This is a genomic window from Brachybacterium sp. SGAir0954, from assembly GCF_005490785.1.
GTDB classification, from domain to species: domain Bacteria; phylum Actinomycetota; class Actinomycetes; order Actinomycetales; family Dermabacteraceae; genus Brachybacterium; species Brachybacterium rhamnosum.
The window spans coordinates 2,120,464-2,141,831 of record NZ_CP027295.1; the positions used below are offsets into that span (position 1 = coordinate 2,120,464).

Sequence of the window (21,368 nt, forward strand, 5' to 3'; positions counted from 1 at the left end):
CCCCATGACGACGACCCCTGCGCTTCCCGAGACCTCGGCGCCCGCGGCGATCCCGGGCTTCCACCTCTACGACACGACGCTGCGCGACGGCTCCCAGCAGGAGGGCCTCACGCTCTCCGTCGCGGACAAGCTCGCCGTGGCGCGCCTGCTCGACGAGCTGGGCGTGACCTACATCGAGGGCGGCTGGCCGGGCGCGGTCCCGCGGGACACCGAGTTCTTCGCCCGCGCCGCCGGCGAGCTCGAGCTGCGGCACGCCCGCCTCGCGGCCTTCGGGGCGACCCGCAAGGCCGGCGTCGCGGTCGCCGAGGACCCGCAGGTGCAGGCCCTCGTGGACTCCGGCGCGCCGACGATCACCCTCGTCGCGAAGTCGGACCTGCGCCACGTGACCGGCGCGCTGCGCACCACCGCCGAGGAGAACCTCGCGATGGTCCGGGACACGGTCGAGCACCTGGTGGCGCTCGGGCGCGAGGTGTTCGTGGACGCGGAGCACTTCTTCGACGGCTTCCTCCACGACCCCGCCTACACGACCTCCGTGGTCGCGGCGGCCCACGCAGCCGGGGCCCGCGCCGTGGTGCTGTGCGACACGAACGGCGGCATGGTCCCGCACCAGGTCACCGAGATCGTCGAGGACCTCCGGGCGCGCCTGGACGCGGGGAGCGCCGTCGGCGACGCGCCGGTGCGACTCGGCGTGCACACGCACAACGACTCCGGCTGCGCGGTCGCCAACGCCCTCACCGCGGTGCGCGCCGGCATCGACCACGTGCAGGGCTGCGTCAACGGCTACGGGGAGCGCACCGGCAACGCCGACCTCGTCACGATGCTCGCTGACCTCCAGCTGAAGATGGGCCTCGAGCTCGTGCCGGAGGCCGCGCTCGAGGACTCCACCCGGATCGCCCACGCGATCGGGGAGATCGTCAACATGCCGGTCTCCCCGCGCAGCCCCTACGTGGGCCAGAGCGCCTTCGCCCACAAGGCGGGCCTGCACGCGAGCGCGATCCGGGTGGACCCGGACCTGTACCAGCACATCGATCCGCGCGAGGTCGGCAACGACATGCGCATGATCATCTCCGACATGGCCGGTCGCGCCTCGATCGAGCTCAAGGGGCGCGAGCTGGGCTTCGACCTCACGGGGGAGAAGAACCTGCTCGCGCGGCTCGCGACCACGGTCAAGCAGCGCGAGGCAGCCGGGTACTCCTACGAGGCGGCCGACGCCTCCTTCGAGCTGCTCCTGCTCGACGAGATGGGGCGCGTGCCGCGGTTCTTCTCGGTCGAGTCCTGGAGGGCGACCTCGCACCTGCTGCGCGACGGCTCCCTCGAGACCGAGGCGACGGTTCGCCTGCTCGCCCGGGCGGACGACCCGAGCTCGCGCTCGGTCACCATCGCCGAGGGCAACGGACCGGTCAACGCCCTGGACACGGCGCTGCGGCGCGGGCTCCTGGAGACCTATCCGCAGATCGACGAGCTCGAGCTGCAGGACTTCAAGGTGCGCATCCTCGACTCCCACCACGGCACCGATGCGACGACCCGGGTGCTCGTGCGCACGGGCGGCGCGGGCCTCGAGTTCCACACGGTGGGCGTGGGCACGAACATCATCGACGCCGCCTGGGAGGCGATCGTGGACGCGTACACCTACGCGTTCCACAAGCTCGGCATCTGAGCTCACCTCCTGCTCGCTCGTGCGGGGCGCCGGCCTGCGGCCCGGGACGTCCGGGAACCCGCCTCCCGGGGCGTGCCGGGCGCTACCCTGGGAGCATGCTGACCTATGTGCTGACCGCGATCGGCGATGATCGCCCCGGCCTCGTGTCCACCCTCGCCGCGGCCGTGGACGACCACGGCGGGAGCTGGGTGGACAGCCAGCTCGCCCTCCTCGCCGGGAAGTTCGCGGGCATCGTCCGCGTGGACCTCCCCGAGGAGCGGGCGGCCGGCTTCCTCGACGCCCTGCCCGGGCTCGCGGCGGGCGTGGGTCTCCAGGTCGAGGCCGCGCCCGCGCACCCGGAGGATGCCGCCGACGGTGCTCCCGCGGGCACGGGCCTCGTGCTCTCCCTGCTGGGCCAGGACCGCACGGGCATGGTGCGTGAGGTGACCGAGGCGCTGCACTCCCAGGGCGCGACCATCGACTCCCTCCGCTCGCTCACGCGCGAGGCGCCCGAGGGCGGAGGCATGCTCTTCGAGGCGGAGGCCGTGGTGCGCCTCCCCGAGGGGGCCGATGAGTCGGAGGTGCGCGAGGCCCTCGAGGCGATCGCCGCCGAGCTCATGGTGGACCTGGACCTCGACGCGACAGCCTGACCCCGGGCGGCGTGTTCACGGAGCCCTCGAGGGCTCCGTGACCGAACCGTGATCGACGGTCTTGCCGGTGACCGGGGTGCTGGTCCGGGAGCGCGGGCGCTCCCAGGCTGAGGTCTCACCCGTCGTCCCGTGAGAGCTGAGTCCCCGTGACCTCGTCGCCGCTCGCCCCGCCCGCCCCTCCCGTCGATCCCGCCCTCGCGGTCGATCCCTCCGCGTCCGTCGACCTCGCCCCACAGGTCGGCGCCGCCCCCACCGCCGGCGCCGCCCCGACTGCCGTCACCCTGCCCGCCGGGGCGGTGCGGGCTCTCGTGCTCGCCACGCTCGGCTTCGGCGTGAGCTCCTGGGCCTGGGCGCTGCTGAGCCCGCTCGGGCCGGTGCTCGTGGAGCGCGGCACGATCACCGACGCCTCCCTCGTGGTGGCCGTGCCCGTGCTCGTCGGCGCGCTCGGCCGGGTCCCGATCGGCGCCCTCACGGACCGGCTCGGCGGCCGGGTCATGTTCACCGCCGTCTCGCTCGCCGCCGTCGTGCCGGTGCTGCTGCTCGGCCTGGTCGGCCAGGACTCGCTCGCCGGTCTCCTCCTCGGCGGGCTGCTGCTCGGCATCGCGGGCACGGCCTTCGCGATCGGCATCCCGTACGTGAACTCGTGGTTCCCGCCCTCGCGGCGCGGGATGGCGACGGGCATCTACGGCGCGAGCATGGGCGGCACGGCGATCGCCGCCTTCACCACCGTGCCGCTCGTGCGGGCCGGGGGAGAGGCGGCGCCCTTCCTCGTGGCCGCCACCGCGCTCGTCGCCTTCGCCGTGGTCGCGGCGACGTCGATGCGCACCGCCCCGACCTGGCGCCCGGCCGTCGGCGATCCCGTGCGGGCGACGGCCGCGGCCCTCCGCCTGGCCGTGACCTGGCAGGCGAGCGCGCTGTACGCGCTGTCCTTCGGCGGGTACGTCGCGTTCTCCGTCTTCCTGCCCACGCTGCTCGTGCGCTGGTACGGCCTCGAGCCGGGGGAGGCGGCGCTGTGCACGGCCGGCTTCGTGGTCATGGCGGTGCTGCTGCGCCCGCTCGGCGGGGTGCTCTCGGACCGCTTCACCGCCGCCCGCACGCTCCTGGTCTCCTACGCGGCGCTGACCGTCGCGGCCGCCGTCCTCGCGCTGCACCCGCCGCTCGCCCCCACGGGCACGCTCGCGCTCCTGCTCGCCGCCGGGGCGCTGGGCCTCGGCGCCGGCGCGGTGTTCGCGCTCGTCGCGCGGGTGGCCCCGGCCGGGGAGATCGGCGCCGTGACGGGCGTGGTCGGTGCCGCGGGCGGGCTCGGCGGGTTCGTCCCGCCGCTGCTCATGGCCGCGACGATGCAGGGCCTCGGCAGCTACGCCCCGGCGCTCGCGCTGCTGCTCCTCGCGGCGGTCGGGGCGATGGTCCTCACCGTGCGCATGAGCCGCCGGTGACTCAGCGGGAGGCCATGTCCCCCACGTGGGTGATCGAGAGCACCGGCTCGCCGGCCTCGTCGGTCGCCTCGAGGTCGAGCTCCGCCTCGATCGCCCAGTCGTGGTTCCCGTCGGGGTCGTCGAGGACCTGGCGGATCCGCCACACCTTCGACTCCTCGGCGATCTGCAGCAGCTGGGGTGAGCGGGCGGGGCCGTCGATGCCGACCTCGTCGTAGGCGTCGTAGTAGGCGTCCATGGCGTCCGCCCAGGCGCGGCGGTCCCAGCCGGCGGCGCCGTCGAGCTGGGCGAGGCGCTCCTCGCGCTCGAAGGCGAAGTGCTCGACCCGCTGCCACATCGCGGCCCGCACCATGGTGCGCAGCACCTTGGTCTGGGCGGAGAGGCCGCGCGGCGAGCTGGGCCGCACCTCCTCCTCGGCGCCGGGGCCGTCCTCGGGGTGGGTGAGCGCCTCCCACTCGTCCAGGAGCGAGGAGTCGATGCCGCGCACGAGCACGCCGAGCCACTCGATCGTGTCCTCGAGCTCCTCGGTGCGCAGGTCCTGGGGGATCGTGCGGCGCATGGCCTGGTAGGCGTCGGAGAGGTACCGCAGCACGATGCCCTCGGAGCGCTGCAGCCCGTAGCGCTGGACGAACTCGCTGAAGGTCTGCCCGGTCTCGTGGATCTCGCGCACCACGGACTTGGGGGAGAGGTCCTCGGCGCGCACCCAGGGCCGGGTGCGGCGGTAGATCTCGAGGGCGGCCTCGAGCTCCTCCGCCATCGGCTTCGGCCAGGTGACCTCGTCCAGCCGCGCCATCCGCTCGGTGTACTCGACGCCGTCGGCCTTGAGCTCGGCGAGCAGCTCGCCCTTGGCGGCGCTCTGCTGGGCGAGCAGGATCTGCCGGGGATCCTCGAGGACGGACTCGATGATCGTGACGGTGTCCATGGCGAGGGTCGGCGACTCCTCGTCGAGGGAGTCGATCATCGCGATCGCGAAGGGCGCGAGCGGCTGGTTCATCGTGAAGTCGAGCTGGAGGTCCTCGACGAGCGCGAGCCGCCGTCCCAGGTGGTCCGCCTCCGGCAGCAGCTGGACGATCTCGGCGTCCTTGAGCCCGCGGAAGATCTCGGCGGCCTGCTTGACCAGGGCGAGCTTCTGCCGCGTCGTCTGGTGGCTGGTCATGATGAGGTGCCGGGCGGCGCTCACGGCGTTCCCGGGGCGGGCGATGAGCGCGAGCTCCATCGACGGGGTGATCCGCAGGTGCGGGCGCAGGGGCTCCGGGGCGTTCTCGACGAGCTTGGTGAGGTTCTCCTCGGACCACGAGACGGCGCCCTCGGGAATCCGGGGCTTGGGCTCCTTCTTGCGCTTCTTCGCGCTGTTGGGGGCCTTCCCGGCCTCCTCCCGGGCGCGCTGCTTGGCCCGCTCGCGCTCGAACTCGATCGTCCAGGTGGGCGCCTGGACGACCACGTGCCCGACGGTGTCGTAGCCGGCGCGGCCCGCGCGGCCGGCGATCTGGTGGAACTCGCGGGAGTTCAGCAGCCGCATGCGCTTGCCGTCGAACTTCGCGAGGCCGGTGAGGAGCACGGTGCGGATCGGGACGTTGATACCGACGCCGAGCGTGTCGGTGCCGCAGATGATCTTCAGCAGGCCGGACTGCGCGAGCTTCTCCACGAGCCGGCGGTACTTCGGGAGCATGCCGGCGTGGTGGACGCCGATGCCCTCGCGCACGAGCTTGGAGAGCACCTGCCCGAAGCCCTTGGCGAAGCGGAAATCGCCGATGATGTCGCGGACCTGCTGCTTCTCCTCGGGGGAGAGGATCTTCTGGCCCAGCAGCGCCTGCGCCTGCTCGAGCGCGTCCTTCTGGGTGAAGTGGACGATGTACACGGGGGCGTCGCGGTCCTGCAGGATCGTCGCGATCGTGTCCGGCAGCGGCTCGAGGGCCCAGCGGAAGTCGAGGGGCACGGGTCGGGGCGCGTCGGCGATCGTGGTGACCTCGCGGCCGGTGCGCTCCAGGAGATCCACCTCGAAGAAGGTCACGTCACCGAGGGTCGCGCTCATGAGCACGAACTGGCAGCGGGGGAGCTCGACGAGAGGCACCTGCCAGGCCCATCCGCGCTGGGGGTCGCCGTAGTAGTGGAACTCGTCCATGACGGCGAGGCCCACGTCGGAGGAGGGGCCGTCGCGCAGGGCGTGGTTGGCGAAGATCTCGGCCGTGCAGACGATGATCTCGGCGTCGTGGTTGACGCTCGAGTCGCCCGTCATCATGCCGACGCGCTCGGCGCCGAACTGGGCGACGAGGTCGAAGAACTTCTCCGAGACCAGGGCCTTGATGGGGGCCGTGTAGTAGGCGCGCTCCCCGCGGGCGAGGGCGGCGAAGATCGCGGCGTAGGCGATCGTGGTCTTGCCGGAGCCGGTGGGGGTCGCGGCGATGACGTGGTCGCCGGCCGCGATCGCGAGCAGGGCCTCCTCCTGGTGCGGGTAGAGGGTGCGGCCCTGCGACTCCTGCGCGGCGATGAAGCCGTCGACGATCGCGTCCTGACCGTCTCCGTCGAGGTCGGGGGGCAGGAACGGGGTCAGCGCAGGCATGGGTCCAGTCTGCCAGGGCCGGGGCGCCCGGGCGGCTACCCTCGAGCGCCCGGGCACTGCGGTGCCTCCTGCGACGGAAGGACGACGATGCCGGCACGACGATCCGAGGACCCCTCGCTCACCGACGAGCAGAGAGCGGGGGAGGGCGCGGTCGAGCACTGGGACGAGGAGCGACGGGCCGCCGCGCGACCCGTCCCGTTCGGGCGATCGTTACCTGATCGTGATCAAAATGGCTCGGGGGTCGAGAGCCCCTCGGATGACTGTGCGACGGAGTGCGGAGCGACCTGCAGTGATGGCGACGGGCGCTCGGAGGGCTCGGGCGAAGGCTTGGCTACCGAGGAGTAGTCGACGGGTGGTGGAGGCGATCCGGGCGGACCGGGAGGAGCCGGAACGAACGGGCGGGTGACCTCCATCACGTGACGTAGGTTGCCGCCACGGCCTCCCGAGGTCGTCATCCCTCCCCAGGAACCTGTCGAAAGGCACCACCGTGACGCAACGCCCCCTCCTCCGCCGCTGCTCCCGACTCCTGGGCGGCGCCGCCCTGGTCGCCGGACTCGCCGTGGGCGGCGCCGGCATCGCCGCCGCCGACGGCCCGGACAGCGAGCGCACCACGCTCTCCTCGAGCGCGCAGTCCGACGCCCACGAGTACTGGACCGCCTCCCGCATGGAGTCCGCCGTCCCCGCGGAGGACCTCGCCCCCGAGGACTCTCCGGTCACCGACGCCGTCGAGAAGGGCAAGCCCCAGACCGTCGCCGGCAGGAGCGCGGAGAAGGGCAAGAAGCCCCAGGCCGCCGCCGCGGCCAAGGACACCGTGGGCAAGGTCTTCTTCACCCAGGGCGGCGTGGACTACGTCTGCTCCGGCAACGCCGTCGCCTCCGGCAACGGCTCGACCGTGGCGACCGCCGGGCACTGCGTGAACGACGCCGGCACCTGGGCCACCAACTGGGTCTTCGTGCCCGGTTACGACCACGGCGACGCCCCCTACGGCACCTGGGCCGCGACGGACCTCGTCTCGACCGACCAGTGGGTCTCCGAAGAGGACATCAGCTACGACGTCGCCTTCGCGAAGGTCGAGCCGGAGAGCGGCACCGCGACCCTCGAGTCCACCGTCGGCACCACCGCGATCGCCTTCAACCAGGCCCGCGGCGCGTCGTACACGTCCTACGGCTACCCGGCCGCCGCGCCCTTCGACGGCGAGTCCCTCGAGTCCTGCTCCGGCACCGCGAGCGACGACACGATCGGCGACACCCAGTCCCAGGGCATCTCCTGCGACATGACCGGCGGCTCCTCCGGCGGCCCCTGGTTCCTCGGCGACGGGGCCCAGAACTCGGTGAACAGCTTCGGCTACAACACCCAGAAGAACGTCATGTACGGCCCGTACTTCGGCGCCGACGCGCAGTCCGCGTACGCGGAGGCCGGCGCGCTCTGAGCACGTCCCTCCTCCTGATCGAGGGCCGGCATCCCCTGGAGATGCCGGCCCTCGGCGTCTCAGGCGTCGGCGGTGAGCGGCGCGAGCTGCTCCAGCAGCCGCGCCCGCAGGGCGTCCGCACCGGTGGCGAGCTCCCGCTGGCGGCGCACGTACTCCGCCTTCCCGCCGGGCGTCTCGATCGGGACCACCCCGTAGCCCAGCGGGCGCACGTCGTACGGGCTCGCCTCCATGTCCAGCACCCGCGTGGCGCGGGCGTGCTCGAAGCAGTCGAGCACGAGCGCGGAGTCCACGAGCGGGCCCAGCTTCATCGCCCACTTGTACAGGTCCATCCCCACGTGCAGGCAGGCGGGGTTGTCGAGCTCCACCTGCCGCTCGCGGCTCGGGGTGATCGCGTTGCGCGGAGCGGCGCTCGGGGTGAAGAAGCGGTACGCGTCGAGGTGGGAGCACACGAGCTGCTCCCGCTCGACGACCGCGTCGGTCTCCTCCTGGCCGAGCCGCAGCGGGAGGTCCTCGTGACGCTGCCGCCCGGGACGCAGTCCGTGGACCATCGCCCACTCGTGCAGGCCGAAGCACCCGAACTCGGGGCGCCGCGCGGTGAGCGTCGAGGAGGAGAGCAGGCGCTGGATGAAACCCAGGGCGCTCGCGCGCTCGGTGCGGAAGCGCTCGACGTCCGCGTGCCGCCAGGTCGTGGGGCCGTCGGCCACGTCGACGTACCAGGAGCGGGAGCCGTCCTCGGTGAGATCCGCGATCACGCTCTCCCCGTGCTCGTCGCGATCCGCGGCGGCGTCGTACGCGACGCCGGCCCCCGGGTGCCAGCGGCGTAGGCGCGCGGCGGAGAACGGGTAGTAGGTGAACAGGAAGTCCTCGACCGGATGCTTCTCCCCGCGGCGCCGGCGTTCCCGGTGGCCGGCGGTCAGCGCATCCGCCCGCTCCTCGTGGGCGCGGCGCTGCTCGCGCGCCTCGTCGGCGGGGATCCGTCGGAGCGGGGGAGGGGCGGTCATCCCAGCAGTGTGCCAGCGGCCCGCCGGTCCCGGCTCCTGCGCGTGACCGACCGCGCTCAGCGCCCGCCCCGCAGCCACCGTCGATGGGCGTCGATCGCCGCCCGGGTGGGACGCGCGGGCTGCAGGAGGTCGGAGCCGTGGTCGAACATGCTCTCCCCGCGGTGCAGGGCGAACCGTGAGCCGGTGAGCGCGCACCGCACGCGTCGGCCGTCCCGGAGCACGACCACGGTCGCTCCTCGGTCGAAGAAGGACCTGTCCACCTCCACGTGCGCGATCGAGGCCCAGGCCATTCGCCGCGTGCGCACGTAGCCGCGCACCGTGATGCCTTCGGTGGTGACGATGAACGCGGGGCGCAGGAGCAGCGCGACGCCTGTGCCGAGAAGGAGGAACGCGGCGACCAGGAGGGTCGCCAGGAGCACGCGAGGTCGCTCCGGCCTGAGGAGCGACATCGATGCACCGCCGAGGAACGCGACGGCGAGGCCCGCGAGCAGGACGCCCACGGCGACCCGGTAGAGGATGCCGGGCCCCGCGCGGTAGACGAGCCGCGGCCCGACGTGCGGCGCAGGGTCGCGCATCGTGGCGCTCCTTCGAGGCGGGGTGCTCGCCGTCACGGACGTGGCGCGGGAGGGACGCAAGGATAGGTCCCACCCCGGAGGGATGCCCGACGCCGGGCGGGGCGGGCCGATCCCGCGGAGGTCAGAGACCGGGGGAGCGGCGCGGCATCGCGGCGTCGGAGGCTCCCTGCGCGAGCAGCTCACGCACCCGCGGGATGACCTCCGTGCCGTACAGCTCGATCGAGGTCATGAGCTGCTCGTGGGGCACGGGTCCGTTCGCGTACTTGAGGTCGAAGCGGTCCAGGCCGAGGTCCTGCACGGTGCGGGCGATCTTGCGCGCCACGGTCTCCGGGGAGCCGGCGTAGAGGGCGCCGTGCTGCATCTCGGCGTCGAACTCCGCGGGGCCCGTCGGACCCCAGCCGCGCTCGGCGCCGATCTGGTTGCGCTGGGCGATCCAGTGCTCGAGCAGCTGCTCGCGGGCCTCCGCGTCGGTCGCAGCGACGTGCCCAGGGGAGTGGACGCCCACGGGCAGTGCGCCGGTGCCCAGCTGGCCGCTCGCCTCGCGGAACAGCTCGACGTAGGGCGCGAAGCGCTCGTGGGAGCCGCCGATGATCGCGAGCATGAGGGGCAGGCCGTGCCGGGCGGCGCGCACCACCGAGTTCGGGCTGCCGCCGACGGCGACCCAGGTGGGCAGCTCGCGCTCGAGCGGCGGGAACAGCTCCTGGTCCTTCAGCGGCGGGCGGATGCTCCCGGACCAGCTGAGGGGGCGCTCGCGCAGGGCGGTGGCGAGCAGGTCGAGCTTCTCCTCGAAGAGGGTCTCGTAGTCCTGGAGGGAGTGGCCGAACAGGGGGAAGGACTCGGTGAAGGAGCCGCGGCCCACCGTGAGCTCGGCGCGCCCGCCGGAGAGGGCGTCGAGGGTCGAGAAGCGCTCGTAGAGGCGCAGCGGGTCGTCGGAGCTGAGCACGATCACGGCGGTGCCGAGGGTGATCCGTTCGGTGCGGCTCGCGATCGCGGCGAGGACCATGTCCGGCGCGCTCACGGCGAAGTCGGGCCGGTGGTGCTCGCCGACGGAGAAGTGGTCGATGCCGACGCGGTCGGCGAGCTCGGCCTGGGCGACCACGTCCCGCAGGGTCTGCGCGTGGCCGACGCTGCGGCGATCGGCGTCGACGGTCACGTCGCCGAAGGTGTCCAAGCCGAAGCTGACAGGCCGGGGGACGGATGGGGTGGGTGCGGTGCTCATCGGGCTCCTCGCGCAATCTCGTTGATAATTCAAGCATAGGCCCGGTCTCGTGGGCTGTCCAGGCTCGCGACTGCCGGCTCACAGCCCCGGCCGCAGGAGGGGCTGATCCGCCCGGGCCTAGACTGGCGCCCATGCGCATCGCTCGATTCACCACCGGTGAGGACCCGATGTACGGGATCGTCCAGGAGAAGGACGGCCGTGACATGGTCTACGGCATCACCGGCGATCCCCTGTACACCGAGATCCGCCCCACCGGGAAGATCCATCCGCTCGAGGACGTCCGCCTGCTGGCACCCGTCATCCCGCGCTCGAAGGTGGTGTGCGTCGGCCGCAACTACGCGGCGCACGCCGCCGAGCTCGGCAACGTGGTGCCCGACCAGGCCCTGTACTTCCTCAAGCCCAACACCGCCGTCGTCGGCCCCGGCGACCCGATCGTGCTGCCCGCCTACAGCGAGGAGGTGAGCCTCGAGGCGGAGCTCGCCGTGGTCATCCAACGGATGGCCAAGGATCTCGAGCCCGAGCAGGTGGAGGACGTGATCCTCGGCTACACCTGCGCGAACGACCTCACCGCGCGGGACACCCAGCGCGGGGAGAACCAGTGGTTCCGGGCCAAGGCCTGGGACACCTCGTGCCCGATCGGCCCCTGGGTCGAGACCGACCTCGACCCCGCCGCCCTCGCGATCTCCTCGAGCGTGGACGGCGAGACCGCCCAGGACGGCACCACCGCGGACATGCTCCGCTCCGTTCCCGAGCTCATCGCGGAGATCTCCCGCGTCGTCACCCTGCTCCCCGGCGACGTCGTCCTCACCGGCACCCCGGCCGGCGTCCGCTCCGTCGAGGCCGGCTCGAGCATCGACGTGACCATCCAGGGCATCGGCACCCTGACCAACCCCGTCCTCAGGAGGACATCCCTGTGACCCCCACCGCCCCCGCGCCCGCCCCCGTCACCGAGGCCACCGGCGCGGACATCCGCGTGCGGTTCTGCCCCAGCCCCACCGGCACCCCGCACATGGGCATGGTCCGCACGGCCCTGTTCAACTGGGCCCACGCCCGCCATCACGGCGGCAAGCTGATCTTCCGCATCGAGGACACCGACGCCGCGCGCGACAGCGAGGAGTCCTACCACCAGCTGCTCGACGCCATGCGCTGGCTCGGCATCGACTGGGACGAGGGCGTCGAGGTGGGCGGCCCGCACGGCCCCTACCGCCAGTCCCAGCGCGGCGACATCTACCAGGACGTCATCGCGAAGCTCCGTGAGGGCGGCCACATCTACGAGTCCTACTCCACCGCGGAGGAGATCGCCGAGCGCCATCGCGCCGCGGGCCGCGACCCGCAGCTCGGCTACGACGGCTCCGACCGCGACCTCACCGAGGAGCAGAAGGCCGCCTTCCGCGCGGAGGGCCGCGAGCCCGTGTGGCGCCTGCGCATGCCCGACGAGGACATCACCTTCGAGGACATGGTGCGCGGCGAGATCACCTTCAAGGCCGGCGCCACCCCGGACTTCGTCGTGGTCCGCGCGAACGGCCAGCCGCTCTACACGCTCGTGAACCCGGTCGACGACGCCCTCATGGGCATCACCCACGTGCTGCGCGGCGAGGACCTCCTCTCCTCGACCCCGCGGCAGATCGCCCTGTACCGGGCGCTCATCTCCGTGGGCGTGACCGACGTGATCCCGCGGTTCGGGCACCTCCCGTACGTGCTCGGCGAGGGCAGCAAGAAGCTCTCCAAGCGCGACCCCGAGTCCAACCTCTTCCTCTACCGCGAGCAGGGCTTCCTGCCCGAGGGCATGGTCAACTACCTCGCCCTGCTCGGCTGGGGCTACAGCGCGGACCAGGACGTCTTCTCCCGCGAGGAGATGGTCGAGCGCTTCGACGCGTCCGACGTCAACCCCAACCCCGCCCGCGTGGACTTTAAGAAGGCCACCGCGATCAACGCGGACCACATGCGACTGCTGGACCCCGCGGAGTTCACCGAGCGCATGGTGCCCCACCTCCAGGAGGCGGGCGTCGTCTCCGACCCGGTCACCTCGGAGCAGCACGCGCTGCTCGTGGCGGCGACGCCGCTCGTCCAGCCCCGCATGAACCTGCTGGGGGAGGCGCCGGACATGCTGCGCTTCCTCTTCGTGGCCGATGCCGACCTCGTCGTCGAGGACGACGCCCTGAAGAAGCTCGGCGACGACCCGGTCGCCGTGCTCGACCGCGCGATCACCGAGGTCGAGACGGTGCCGGCGGACGCCTTCGCCGCCGCGACCCTCGAGGAGGTGCTGCGCGCCGCGATCGTCGAGGACATGGGGATCAAGCCGCGGCTCGCCTTCGGGCCGCTGCGCAGCGCGATCTCGGGCCGCCGCATCTCCCCGCCGCTGTTCGAGTCCATGGAGCTCCTGGGGCGCCCCTCGAGCCTCGCACGGCTGCGCGCGCTCCGCGACCGCCTCGCGGCCGCCGCGGAGGCCTGAGCAGGCTCTGGGCAGGCGCCTGACGGGCCGCGCGCCGTTCATCCGCAGGCGGGTGAACGGCGCGTGACCAGCCGGGGTGCCGAGGCTCACAGCCCGAAACGGCCCTCTCGCTTTGTCCATCCGGCTCGGACCCGCTAATGTTGTCTCTCGGTACGGCCCCCGCGGCAGACCGGATCGGAAGAGCCACACCAGAGGCTCGGACGGCACGGGAAGCTTCGGAAACGTGCTCTCACCATGGGGTATGGTGTAATCGGCAACACAACGGTTTCTGGTACCGTCATTCTAGGTTCGAGTCCTGGTACCCCAGCGCTTCGCAGCTTCGGCTGCATGGCCCGCGCCCCGTTCGTCTAGCGGCCTAGGACGTCGCCCTCTCACGGCGGTAACACCGGTTCAAATCCGGTACGGGGTACGACACGGATCGTTCGCGATCCGTGAGGAGCCCTCGGGTTCCCGAACGCCCCGTTCGTCTAGCGGCCTAGGACGTCGCCCTCTCACGGCGGTAACACCGGTTCAAATCCGGTACGGGGTACGGCTGAGCCGGTGTCTACGGACACCGGCTTCTTCCGTTCCCGGGGCAGTGACCCTGGCCAGGGCGTCGAACCGGGCGTATCGTCAGGATATGACGCAGGCCACAGCTCCGAGGATCACCGTCGGCGTCTTCGACGCCCCCGAGGCGGACGACGCCGTCCGCTGGGCCGCCCGGCACGCGCAGCACACCGGCGGCACCCTCCATCTCCTCCACGCCTTCGTGTGGACCGAGCTGGACGTCAACACCGACCCCGTGCCGGGTCTCTCCGGATCCGGCATCCGCTCCGCCGCGAATGCCCTCATCGTCGAAGCCGTGAGGATCGCGCGCGAGATCGCCCCGGACGTCCCGATCACCTCGCAGATCGTCGACGGCAACGCCGTGCCCGTGCTCGTCGGGGCGAGCGGCGAGTCCGATCTCATGGTCGTCGGCGGCCGCGGTCTGGGCCGGCTGCTCACGCTCGTGGTCGGCTCGAAGTCCCTCGCGCTCGCGGCGAAGTCCCGCTGCCCGGTCGTCGTGGTGCGCGGCGACATCGACGGTGACGGCCCGATCGGGCTCGTGGACCACGGCGAGGATCATGCGAACGAGCAGCTCGCCGCGGATCTCGCCGCGGCCTGGGGTCGCGACCTGGTCCTCATCGTGCGCGCGATGACCTCGCCGGACGAGGCGCAGCACGTGCTCGGCGCGGTGCGGGACCGGCTCGGTCGCACCCATCCGCAGGTCTACGTGCGGGACGTGGTCATCGCCTCCGCGGAGACGGCCCGCGAGCTCGTGCACGCGAGCGAGGGGGCGAGCCTCATGGTCGTCGCGGGGGAGCGGTCCGCCAAGGATGCGTCCCGCATCCACGCTCCGCGCCAGCTGGTGACCGTGCTGCGCTACGCGAACACACCCGTCTGGATCGAGCGCTCCTGACGACGCAGCCCCCGCGCTCACCTGACGACGCAGCCCCCGCCCTCGCCTGATGGCGGGGACGGGGGCTCCTGTGCGGGGGAGGACGACTGGCGGGGCGGGGCTCGGCGGGGTCAGGCGCCGGCGCGGCGGAGCGTCTCGGTGAGGTGGTTCGCGGAGCTCATCACGGAGGCCGCGTGGAGGCGGCCCGGCTGGCGCGTGATGCGCTCGATCGGGCCGGAGATGCTGAGCGCGGCGACGACACGCCCGTTGGGACCGCGCACCGGCGCGGAGACGGAGCCCACGCCGGGTTCGCGCTCCCCGATGGACTGCGCCCAGCCGCGACGGCGCACGGCGGAGAGCTGGGTCGCGGTGAAGCGGGCCCCGAGCAGGCCGCGGTGGAGCCTGTCCGGCTCCTCCCAGGCCAGGAGGATCTGCGCGGCGGAGCCGGCCTTCATCGTGAGCGCGGCGCCGAGCGGCACGGAGTCCCGCAGGCCGATCGGGCGCTCGGCCGCGGCGACGCAGATGCGGTGGTCGCCCTGGCGGCGGTAGAGCTGGGCGGACTCCCCGGTGTGGTCGCGGAGGGCGGCGAGCACGGGGCCGGCGGCCGCGAGCAGGCGGTCCTCGCCGGCGGCGGCCGCGAGCTCGCCCAGGCGCGGGCCGAGCACGAAGCGGCCCTGCATGTCGCGCGAGACCAGGTGGTGGTACTCGAGCGCCACGGCGAGGCGGTGCGCGGTGGGGCGGGCCAGTCCGGTGGACTGGACGAGCTGGGCGAGGGTGGCGGGGCCGGCCTCGAGGGCTCCGAGCACGATCGCGGCCTTGTCGAGCACGCCGACGCCGCTGCCGTTCTCCTCCGACGGGGTGTTGTCCATGCTCCGATACTGCCGTCTTATTTGGTGAGACGCAAGTGCGACGTGTCGGGCACCGCCCAAGACTTGTCCTGCGTCCGATCCCGGACGTGGCCGTCGCGGACCCTCGCGGCGCCGAGATTCAGTGCCCGCACCCCGGGCGCGAGGAGGGAAAGACATGGCGAGCACGCTCGCGGAGAAGGTCTGGCAGGACCACGTCGTCCGCCGCGGTGAGAACGGCGAACCGGACCTGCTCTACATCGACCTCCAGCTCCTCCACGAGGTGACCAGCCCCCAGGCCTTCGACGGCCTCCGGCAGGAGGGGCGCCAGCCCCGCCGCGTCGACCAGCAGCTCGCCACCGAGGACCACAACACCCCCACGATCGATATCGACAAGCCGATCGCGGACCTCACCTCGCGCACCCAGATCGACACCCTGCGCCGCAACGCCGAGGAGTTCGGCGTGCGCATCCACTCCCTCGGCGACAAGGACCAGGGCATCGTCCACGTGGTGGGACCCCAGCTGGGCCTGACCATGCCGGGCATCACCGTGGTCTGCGGCGACTCGCACACCTCGACCCACGGCGCCTTCGGCGCGCTCGCCTTCGGCATCGGCACCTCCGAGGTCGAGCACGTGCTCGCCACCCAGACGCTGTCGCTCAAGCCCTTCAAGACCATGGCGATCACCGTGGACGGCACGCTCAAGCCGGGCGTCACCGCGAAGGACGTCATCCTCGCCGTCATCGCGAAGATCGGCACCGGCGGCGGCGCGGGCTACGTGCTCGAGTACCGCGGCGAGGCGATCCGCTCCCTCTCCATGGAGGGGCGCATGACCGTGTGCAACATGTCCATCGAGGCGGGCGCGCGCGCCGGCATGATCGCCCCGGACGAGACCACCTTCGAGTACGTGAAGGGTCGCCCCCACGCGCCGAAGGGCGCGGACTGGGACGAGGCCGTCGCCTACTGGCGCACGCTGCGCAGCGACGACGACGCCGTCTTCGACGCCGAGGTGCACATCGACGCCGACGAGCTCGAGCCCTTCGTCACCTGGGGCACGAACCCCGGCCAGGGCCTCCCGCTCTCCGCGAGCGTCCCCGCCCCCGAGGACTTCACCGACGACACCTCGCGCACCGCCGCCGAGAACGCACTGGCCTACATGGACCTCGTCCCCGGCACCCCGCTCAAGGACATCAAGGTCGACACGGTCTTCATGGGCTCGTGCACCAACGGCCGCATCGAGGACCTCCGGGCCTTCGCCGAGACCGTCAAGGGCCGCGAGAAGCATCCCGACGTGCGGGTCATGGTCGTCCCGGGCTCCGCCCGCGTGCGGGTCCAGGCCGAGCAGGAGGGCCTGCACGAGGTCTTCCTCGCCTTCGGCGCCGAGTGGCGCCAGGCCGGCTGCTCGATGTGCCTGGGCATGAACCCGGACCAGCTGAAGCCGGGCGAGCGCGCCGCCTCCACCTCCAACCGCAACTTCGAGGGCCGCCAGGGCAAGGGTGGTCGCACCCACCTGGTCTCCCCGGTGGTGGCCGCGGCGACCGCGATCCGCGGCACCCTGTCCTCCCCGTCGGACCTCCAGCCCACCGCCTGAGGAGCACCACCATGGAAGCCTTCACCACGCACACCGGCATCGGCGTCCCGCTGCGCCGCAGCAACGTCGACACCGACCAGATCATCCCCGCCGTCTACCTCAAGCGGGTCACCAAGACCGGCTTCGACGACGGCCTGTTCAACGCCTGGCGCGCGAACGACCCCGACTTCGTGCTGAACCGCGAGCCGTACTCGCGCGGCAGCGTGCTCGTCGCCGGCTCCGACTTCGGCACCGGCTCCTCCCGCGAGCACGCCGTGTGGGCGCTGCGGGACTACGGCTTCAAGGCCGTGCTCTCGAGCCGCTTCGCGGACATCTTCCGCGGCAACGCGGGCAAGCAGGGCCTCGTCGCCGCCCAGCTCACGCAGGACGACATCGAGCAGCTCTGGAAGATCCTCGAGGAGAACCCGGGCACCGAGGTGACCGTGGACCTCGTCGAGCGCCAGGTCCACGCCGGGGACACGGGCGCCGTGTTCCCCTTCGAGATCGACGACTACACCCGCTGGCGGATCATGGAGGGGCTCGACGACATCGGCCTCACCCTGCGCCACGAGGAGGACATCACCGCCTTCGAGGCGACGCGTCCCTCCTGGATGCCGAAGACGCTCCCGGCCCGCATCGCCGAGGACGCCTGAGAGGTCCACGACCATCGGAGGGGGTGGGGAGTGACCCGCGTCGCGGGGAGCCCCCACCCCCCTCCGGTAGGGTGTGCCGGTCAGTCACCAGGCGCCCGGGCGCCTGTCCAGCGAAGCAAGGACACCATGAGCTCGACTTTCCATGTGCGCGGAGGACGGCCCCTCGACGGCGAGATCACCGTCCGCGGAGCGAAGAACCTGGTCTCGAAGGCCATGGTCGCGGCGCTGCTGGGCGAGGAGCCCAGCGTGCTCCACTCCGTCCCCGACATCCGTGACGTGCAGATCGTCTCCGACCTGCTCGCGATCCACGGCGTGAAGGTCGAGCGGGACGTCGTCGGCGGCGCGATCCGGATGGACCCCTCGAACGTCGAGCGCGCCCATGCCACGGAGATCGACGCCCATGCGGGCAGCTCCCGCATCCCGATCCTCTTCTGCGGCCCGCTGCTGCACCGCCTCGGCGAGGCGATCATCCCGGACCTCGGCGGCTGCCGGATCGGCGACCGCCCCATCAACTACCACCTCGACGTGCTGCGCAGCTTCGGCGCCGTCGTGGACAAGCGCGAGATGGGCATCTACATCACCGCGCCGTCCGGCCTCCAGGGCACGACGATCGCGCTCGAGTACCCGAGCGTCGGCGCGACGGAGCAGGTGCTGCTCACCGCCGTCCGCGCGCAGGGTGTGACCGTGCTGTCCAACGCGGCCGTCGAGCCGGAGATCGAGGACCTCATCTCCGTGCTGCAGAAGATGGGCGCGCTCATCACCGTGCAGACGGACCGCACGATCATCATCGAGGGCGTCGACCGCCTGGGCGGCTACGAGCACGTGGCCCTCCCGGACCGCATCGAGGCCGGCTCCTGGGCCTGCGCGGCCCTCGCCACCAAGGGCAGCGTGCTCGTGCGCGGCGCCCAGCAGAAGCCGATGTCGACCTTCCTGAACACCTTCCGGAAGATCGGCGGCGGGATGGACATCACCGAGGCGGGGATCCGCTTCTACCACCCGGGCACCCCGCTGCGCGCGATCGCCGTCGAGACCGACGTCCACCCCGGTCTCATGACGGACTGGCAGCAGCCGCTCGTCGTCGCCCTCACCCAGGCCGACGGCATCTCGATCGTCCACGAGACCGTCTACGAGAACCGGCTCGGCTTCACCTCCGCGCTCAACGACATGGGTGCCCACATCCAGGTGTACCGCGAGTGCCTCGGCGGCTCCTCGTGCCGGTTCGGCCGCCGCAACTACAACCACTCCGCCGTGATCTCGGGCCCCAAGCCCCTGCACGGCGCCGAGATCACCGTCCCCGACCTCCGCGGCGGTTTCTCCTACCTCGTCGCCGCGCTCGGCGCGGAGGGCGTCTCCTCGATCCACGGCATCGACCTGATCGACCGCGGCTACGAGCAGTTCCGCGACAAGCTGACCGCGCTCGGCGCGGATTTCTGGGAGGACTGAGCAGATGAGCGACGCCGTCGGCCCCCGGGCGGGGGAGCAGGTCCCCTCGCCGGCGAGCTCGCTCGCCCTGCGGGACATCCCCGTCCCGGACTACTGCGACGTGGTCATCGTCCCCACGCGCGGGGTCGACGAGACGGATCCGCGGGTGTGGGCGGAGGCGATCTTCTCCCACGAGAACACGCCGCTGTCCCGCCGCGGCCTGCTCGCCCTGCGGGACGAGGCCGTGCGGCTCATGGACATGGTGCCGCCGCCCGAGAAGGAGTACGTGGCCGACGAGATCGTGGGCTCCGAGGCGCTCATCAAGGACGACGACGAGAACCTGCGCGTGCGGATCGGCGTGGCGCTCCTGCCCGGCGGGCAGCTGCTGCAGGTGACGACCGCCGTGAAGTACCGCTCGATCCGCGGCCGCCTCGCGTACGCCCCGCGCCGGCTCATGCACGCGGCGGCCGTGAACACCCTCGCCCGCCGCGCGCCTGCCACCCTGCGGCGTCGCGGCGCGCTCGCGACGGGCCCGTCGCGGCGGAGCCTGGGTCGCGGCCGCGACCGGCGCGCCCTCGACTCCTGAGATGACGCGACGCGAGCCTGTCGGACGTCCTGCGAGGACTGCTCGCCCGGGGATCAGCCGGCGTCGCAGCTGGGACGTGGGCTCCGCGCGGCTGCCCGAGCGCCGCTCCCCGGCGGTCATCCGCCTCGCGCAGATCCCGCTGCGGCCGCTCGTCACGGCGATCGCGCGGCCCGTGTGGATCGGCCGTGAGCACCTGCCCGAGCGCGGCGGGGCGATCCTCGCGGGCAACCACACGGGTCCCTTCGACGCGCTCGCCTACGGCCACCTGCTGCAGGCCTCCGGCATCGCCCCGCGCTTCCTCGCCAAGGGATCCCTGTTCGACGTGCCCGTGCTGGGTGCGCTGCTGCGCGCGAGCGGCCAGGTGCCCGTGCATCGCGGCAGCCGCGACGGGCGCGACGCCCTCGCGAGCGCCCGTGAGTCCCTCGAGCGCGGCGAGATCATGATGGTCTTCCCCGAGGGGACCTATACGCGGGACCCGGGGGAATGGCCCATGCAGGCCCGCACCGGTGCCGCCCGGCTCGCGCTCTCGACCGGGGCCCCGCTCGTCCCCGTCGCCGCCTGGGGCTCGCGCCGCGCCTGGCCCGTGGGCCGCGCGCTGCCGCGCCCCGTGCCCCGGCGCACCCTGACCATGCGGATCGGCGCCCCGATCCCGGCGCTCCGCGGCCCGGGGGAGACCGAGCACGCCGCCGCCCAGCGGCTCACCGAGCAGCTCATGGCCGCGATCGCCGCGCTCCTCGGCGAGACGCGCGGGGAGGAGCCGCCCGCCGTGCTCCACGACCCGCGTCGCGACCCCGTGCGCCCCGAGGCCGGTCACCGGCTCGACGCCGAGGACCGCGCCGTGCTGCGGGACGCGGCGGCCGCCGCGAGCCTGCGCACCGAGGTGCTCGAGCAGGCCCGCACCGCGCACACGACGGGGGCCGGCCGATGACCCGCTGGGCCGTGCTCGGAGCGGGCGCCTGGGGCACGACCTTCGCGCAGGTCCTGGCGGACTCCGACGCCCAGGTCACCGTCTGGGCCCGCCGCGAGGAGATCGCCGATCGGATCGCCGCGGAGCACCGCAACCCGGACTACCTCGGCGAGCACGAGCTGCCCCGTTCCGTCACCGCCACCTCACGTCCCGAGGAGGCGCTCGAGGGGGCCGACGCGGTCGCGGTCGCCGTCCCCGCCCAGCAGCTCCGCGCGACCCTGGGCTCCTTCGCCTTGCCCCTGCCGGCGGTCCCGCAGCTCTCCCTGGTCAAGGGGATCGAGCGGGGGACCGACGCACGGGTCAGCGAGATCATCGCGGAGGCGGGCCGCGTTGACCCGGCGCTCGTGGGCGTCCTCTCCGGCCCCAACCTCTCCGCGGAGATCCTGCAGCGCCGCCCCTGCGGCAGCGTCATCGCCTTCCCCGACGCCGCGCGCGCCGCGGCCGTCGCCGAGGCCTGCGCCGCCCCGTACCTGCGCGCCTACACCTCGACCGATGTCACGGGCGTCGAGATCGCGGGAGCCGTGAAGAATGTCATCGCGATCGCCGTGGGAGCGGCGACGGGTCTCGGGCACGGGCACAACACGACCGCCTCCCTCATCACCCGCGGCCTCGCCGAGATCACCCGGCTCGGCGTCGCGCTCGGCGGGCACCGCGAGACCTTCGCCGGTCTCGCGGGCATGGGCGATCTCGTCGCCACCTGCTCCTCGCCGCTCTCACGGAACCACCGACTGGGCCTCGCCCTCGGCCAGGGGCTCGACGTCGAGGCCGCCGCCGAGCGCGTGGGCTCGACGGCGGAGGGCGTCGCGACTGCCCGCGCCGTCGCCTCCCTCGCCGAGCGCCTGGGCGTGGACATGCCGATCACCCGGTCCGTCGTCGCCGTCGTCGACGACGGCGCGAGGATCGACCAGGTCACAGCGGCCCTGCTGTCACGGTCGGTGCGCCCGGAGTGACTA

At 72.7% G+C, this 21,368-nt stretch carries 18 protein-coding genes and 3 tRNA genes; 16 read left to right on the plus strand and 5 right to left on the minus strand.

What is annotated here, in order from left to right; all coding sequences use genetic code 11:
* Positions 1–4 precede the first annotated feature (4 nt).
* The 3 genes from cimA to C1N80_RS09525 all read left to right on the plus strand — a co-directional run bounded on the left by cimA (position 5) and on the right by C1N80_RS09525 (position 3,722).
* On the plus strand, positions 5–1,657 hold the full coding sequence (gene cimA, locus C1N80_RS09515; RefSeq protein ID WP_137770538.1) for a citramalate synthase: 1,653 nt from the start codon (positions 5–7) through the stop codon (positions 1,655–1,657).
* Between the two features lie 95 nt (positions 1,658–1,752).
* A complete protein-coding gene (locus C1N80_RS09520) occupies positions 1,753–2,286 on the plus strand; it encodes a glycine cleavage system protein R (protein ID WP_103384939.1) in 534 nt (177 codons plus the stop codon).
* A 146-nt stretch (positions 2,287–2,432) separates the two neighbouring features.
* A complete protein-coding gene (locus C1N80_RS09525; protein WP_205750637.1) occupies positions 2,433–3,722 on the plus strand; it encodes a nitrate/nitrite transporter in 1,290 nt (429 codons plus the stop codon).
* A gap of 1 nt (position 3,723) precedes the next feature.
* Here C1N80_RS09525 and C1N80_RS09530 read toward each other — a convergent pair whose 3' ends face one another.
* Positions 3,724–6,279 carry an RNA helicase gene (locus C1N80_RS09530; RefSeq protein ID WP_137770539.1) on the minus strand — a complete coding sequence of 852 codons (2,556 nt, stop codon included), beginning with the start codon at positions 6,277–6,279 and terminating at the stop codon, positions 3,724–3,726.
* Between the two features lie 487 nt (positions 6,280–6,766).
* Here C1N80_RS09530 and C1N80_RS09535 point away from each other — a divergent pair, with 487 nt between their 5' ends.
* Positions 6,767–7,708: a serine protease gene (locus tag C1N80_RS09535; RefSeq protein WP_137770540.1), complete on the plus strand. Its 942-nt coding sequence runs from the start codon at positions 6,767–6,769 to the stop codon at positions 7,706–7,708.
* Between the two features lie 59 nt (positions 7,709–7,767).
* On the opposite strand, the gene C1N80_RS09540 is transcribed toward C1N80_RS09535, so the two are convergent.
* The 3 genes from C1N80_RS09540 to C1N80_RS09550 all read right to left on the minus strand — a co-directional run bounded on the left by C1N80_RS09540 (position 7,768) and on the right by C1N80_RS09550 (position 10,503).
* Entirely contained in the window at positions 7,768–8,709 is a 942-nt protein-coding gene (locus tag C1N80_RS09540; RefSeq protein WP_137770541.1) for a 3-methyladenine DNA glycosylase, read from the minus strand.
* Between the two features lie 56 nt (positions 8,710–8,765).
* Positions 8,766–9,284, minus strand: coding sequence for a PH domain-containing protein (locus C1N80_RS09545; RefSeq protein WP_137770542.1), 519 nt, complete (start codon positions 9,282–9,284; stop codon positions 8,766–8,768).
* A 121-nt stretch (positions 9,285–9,405) separates the two neighbouring features.
* A complete protein-coding gene (locus tag C1N80_RS09550) occupies positions 9,406–10,503 on the minus strand; it encodes an LLM class flavin-dependent oxidoreductase (protein WP_137770543.1) in 1,098 nt (365 codons plus the stop codon).
* Between the two features lie 131 nt (positions 10,504–10,634).
* On the opposite strand from C1N80_RS09550, the gene C1N80_RS09555 reads away from it, so the two are divergent.
* From C1N80_RS09555 to C1N80_RS09580, 6 genes are all read left to right on the plus strand, one after another.
* On the plus strand, positions 10,635–11,420 hold the full coding sequence (locus C1N80_RS09555; RefSeq protein WP_137770544.1) for a fumarylacetoacetate hydrolase family protein: 786 nt from the start codon (positions 10,635–10,637) through the stop codon (positions 11,418–11,420).
* Between the two features lie 92 nt (positions 11,421–11,512).
* The gene (gene gltX, locus C1N80_RS09560) at positions 11,513–12,955 is read left to right on the plus strand and encodes a glutamate--tRNA ligase (protein WP_240811299.1); all 1,443 of its coding nucleotides are present in this window, start codon (positions 11,513–11,515) and stop codon (positions 12,953–12,955) included.
* A gap of 235 nt (positions 12,956–13,190) precedes the next feature.
* A tRNA-Gln gene (locus tag C1N80_RS09565) sits at positions 13,191–13,262 on the plus strand.
* Positions 13,263–13,291: 29 nt separating this feature from the next.
* Positions 13,292–13,364 (plus strand) — tRNA-Glu (locus C1N80_RS09570).
* 47 nt (positions 13,365–13,411) lie between these two features.
* A tRNA-Glu gene (locus C1N80_RS09575) sits at positions 13,412–13,484 on the plus strand.
* A gap of 90 nt (positions 13,485–13,574) precedes the next feature.
* A complete protein-coding gene (locus C1N80_RS09580; protein WP_137770546.1) occupies positions 13,575–14,393 on the plus strand; it encodes a universal stress protein in 819 nt (272 codons plus the stop codon).
* A gap of 110 nt (positions 14,394–14,503) precedes the next feature.
* Here C1N80_RS09580 and C1N80_RS09585 read toward each other — a convergent pair whose 3' ends face one another.
* A complete protein-coding gene (locus C1N80_RS09585; protein WP_137770547.1) occupies positions 14,504–15,241 on the minus strand; it encodes an IclR family transcriptional regulator in 738 nt (245 codons plus the stop codon).
* A 154-nt stretch (positions 15,242–15,395) separates the two neighbouring features.
* Here C1N80_RS09585 and leuC point away from each other — a divergent pair, with 154 nt between their 5' ends.
* The 6 genes from leuC (at position 15,396) to C1N80_RS09615 (ending at position 21,365) form a co-directional block, all read left to right on the plus strand.
* Complete coding sequence (gene leuC, locus C1N80_RS09590; protein ID WP_137770548.1) at positions 15,396–16,808, plus strand: 3-isopropylmalate dehydratase large subunit; 1,413 nt, start codon at positions 15,396–15,398, stop codon at positions 16,806–16,808.
* 11 nt (positions 16,809–16,819) lie between these two features.
* Entirely contained in the window at positions 16,820–17,440 is a 621-nt protein-coding gene (gene leuD / locus C1N80_RS09595; protein WP_137770549.1) for a 3-isopropylmalate dehydratase small subunit, read from the plus strand.
* Positions 17,441–17,566: 126 nt separating this feature from the next.
* Positions 17,567–18,883, plus strand: a complete 1,317-nt coding sequence (murA, locus tag C1N80_RS09600) for a UDP-N-acetylglucosamine 1-carboxyvinyltransferase (protein ID WP_137770550.1) — start codon at positions 17,567–17,569, stop codon at positions 18,881–18,883.
* Between the two features lie 4 nt (positions 18,884–18,887).
* Positions 18,888–19,448: a DUF2867 domain-containing protein gene (locus C1N80_RS09605; RefSeq protein ID WP_137770551.1), complete on the plus strand. Its 561-nt coding sequence runs from the start codon at positions 18,888–18,890 to the stop codon at positions 19,446–19,448.
* Position 19,449: 1 nt separating this feature from the next.
* Positions 19,450–20,376, plus strand: a complete 927-nt coding sequence (locus C1N80_RS09610; protein ID WP_137770552.1) for a 1-acyl-sn-glycerol-3-phosphate acyltransferase — start codon at positions 19,450–19,452, stop codon at positions 20,374–20,376.
* Positions 20,373–21,365: an NAD(P)H-dependent glycerol-3-phosphate dehydrogenase gene (locus tag C1N80_RS09615; RefSeq protein WP_137770553.1), complete on the plus strand. Its 993-nt coding sequence runs from the start codon at positions 20,373–20,375 to the stop codon at positions 21,363–21,365. The genes C1N80_RS09610 and C1N80_RS09615 overlap by 4 nt, the downstream gene beginning before the upstream one ends.
* Positions 21,366–21,368 lie beyond the last annotated feature (3 nt).